The 2,314-nt window shown below is 53.1% G+C and carries 2 protein-coding genes; both read right to left on the bottom strand.

The genetic code is table 11. The features are described from left to right. Positions 1 to 293 precede the first annotated feature (293 nt). A complete protein-coding gene (locus NZ772_07235) occupies positions 294 to 1,547 on the bottom strand; it encodes an NAD(P)/FAD-dependent oxidoreductase (protein MCS6813349.1) in 1,254 nt (417 codons plus the stop codon). Positions 1,548 to 1,550: 3 nt separating this feature from the next. Then, a partial coding sequence (locus tag NZ772_07230) for an isocitrate/isopropylmalate family dehydrogenase (GenBank protein ID MCS6813348.1) occupies positions 1,551 to 2,314 on the bottom strand: 764 nt, incomplete at its 5' end.

Genomic DNA, 2,314 nt, shown 5'->3' with positions numbered 1-2,314 from the left:
ACACAGCATCAGTCAGTACAGCTAGATTAGGCACCGAGCTTAGTAAGCTGACGCGTTATACAGTTTCCCTATACAGTTTCCCTGTGCTATAGGGCGGATAGCTTGTAGTAAAGACTTGAGTCTTGATACCACTTTCCCCATACTATGGCTACGAATAGCTTGTAGTAAGGACTTAAGTCCTTACTACGAACTTATGGGTTATGTAGCCAGGTTCTGGAGAATTAGGATAAGTTGATTGCTAACTAGGTTGTTCCAACGATCTCGTTACCTTGCTGATGTCTTAACCAGCTAAACTATGACGGCGTATCTGTTGACGACAGATTGCCGATCGCCTGCCCAGCAATCCAGCCTGTTGTCCAAGCACTTTGGAAATTAAAACCGCCAGTGACCCCATCAATATCCAGCACCTCTCCTGCAAAGTAGACTCCTGGACAGCAGCGACTTTGCATGGTCTTAAAGTCCACTTGCTTGAGGTTCACCCCGCCACAGGTCACAAATTCCTCCTTAAAAACCCCCTTGCCACTGGTAATATAGCTGCCACGGGATAATTCCTGCATCAGGTGTGTTAGCTGCTTACTAGAGAGGGTCGCCCAACGTTGATCAGCCGCAATACCGGCAGTAGTGACAAAACGTTCCCAGAGGCGACGCGGCAAGGGTAAGGGACAGTGGGCAGCGATCGTGCGCTTGGCTTGGTGCTCTTTTGTAGCCAGCAACTCTTGGCGAAGTGTTTCTACAGAGATATGGGGCAACCAGTTAATCAGCACCGTAGCGCAATAGTGACAATGGTGTAACAGTCGCGCTCCCCACGCTGATAGCTTCAGCACAGCAGGCCCACTAATGCCCCAATGGGTAATCAACAATGCTCCTGTCTGCTCTAGGCGTTGGCCGTCCGCAGAGTGCAAGTGGATATGAACTGGATCCACAGCTATGCCAGCCAGACCTCGGAGACGGGGATCAGGAAGTTGCAGGGTGAACAGAGAGGGAACAGGGGGTTCAATCTCATGTCCTAAGCTAGCGGCGATGTGGTATCCCTGGGGGCTACTGCCAGTAGCTAGGAGTAGCCGATCGCCGATTACAACCGCTCCTCCCCGCAGCATTACCCGAAACCGACCATCCACATCTCGCTGTACCTGCGTAACGGCACTACCTGTACAAATTTGTACACCAGCAGCTTGAGCCGCCCGCAGTAAACAGGTGACGATCGTCTCTGAGTCATCCGTCACGGGAAACATGCGTCCATCCGCTTCAGTTTTGAGACTGACTCCCTGGGTTTGCAGCCAGGCAACCATGTCTTTGGGCTGAAACCGCGTGAATGCCCCTCGCAGGGCTTTACCACCACGGGGATAGTGCTGCACCAGCAGAGCCGGATCAAAACAAGCATGGGTAACGTTACAGCGCCCGCCTCCAGAGATGCGCACCTTGCTCAGCACCTGTCGTCCTGCCTCTAGCAATGTCACCTGGGCATGGGGATGGGTAGTAGCGCAGGTAATGGCCCCAAAGAAGCCTGCTGCTCCCCCGCCAATGACAACAACCTGAAGGCGTGGCATGGCTTAGGAAAAGTGACGAATAATGGCATCGGCAAATTCAGAGCATTTCAGGGGTGGCTCTACGGGTGGTTCCATCAGCCGTGCCAAGTCATAGGTGACTTCCCGGTGGGAGATAGCAGCAGCGATCCCCTGTTTAATCAGGTCAGCAGCCTCTTGCCAGCCCAGATATTCCAACATCATCACACCAGAGAGAATCACAGAGCCAGGATTGACGCGATCGAGTCCAGCATGTTTAGGGGCAGTGCCATGGGTGGCTTCAAAGATAGCAGCGTTGTCGCCAATGTTGGCTCCTGGCCCCATCCCTAGGCCACCGACGATCGCTGCCGCCGCATCAGACAAATAATCGCCATTCAAGTTCATGGTCGCTAGGATGGAATACTCATCAGGACGGGTTTGGATTTGCTGAAAGATGCTGTCAGCAATGCGATCGTTCACCATCACCTTAGTCTTCCACTGACCATTGCCATGGGAAGCACCAATAGACTCCAGCACGGTCTTCACCTCTTGGCAAATCTGCTCTCGCTTCTCCGTGGTCAAGGCATCAAATCCTGGATCCACCATGCGAGCATTATCCTCAATGCTCAAGTCAGGGCGCTTTGCTTGGTTATCCAAAATCCAAGATTCCCGCTCAGTCACGCACTCGGCCCGGAACTCCGTCGTTGCCACTTCATAGCCCCAGTCCCGAAAGGCCCCCTCGGTATACTTCATAATGTTACCCTTGTGCACTAGGGTCACCTGTTGCTTGGCAGGGGGCAGCCGCAGAGCAT

The organism is Cyanobacteriota bacterium, assembly GCA_025054735.1.
Classification (GTDB): Bacteria; Cyanobacteriota; Cyanobacteriia; order SKYG9; family SKYG9; genus SKYG9.
Note: the sequence above shows the minus strand (reverse complement) of the source record. Positions and strands in the feature narration are given on the sequence as shown.

Bases quoted from the DNA above. Each gene is read 5' to 3' on its own strand.
- NZ772_07235 (MCS6813349.1), bottom strand. From the start codon at position 1,547: ATGCCACGCCTTCAGGTTGTTGTCATTGGCGGGGGAGCAGCAGGCTTC.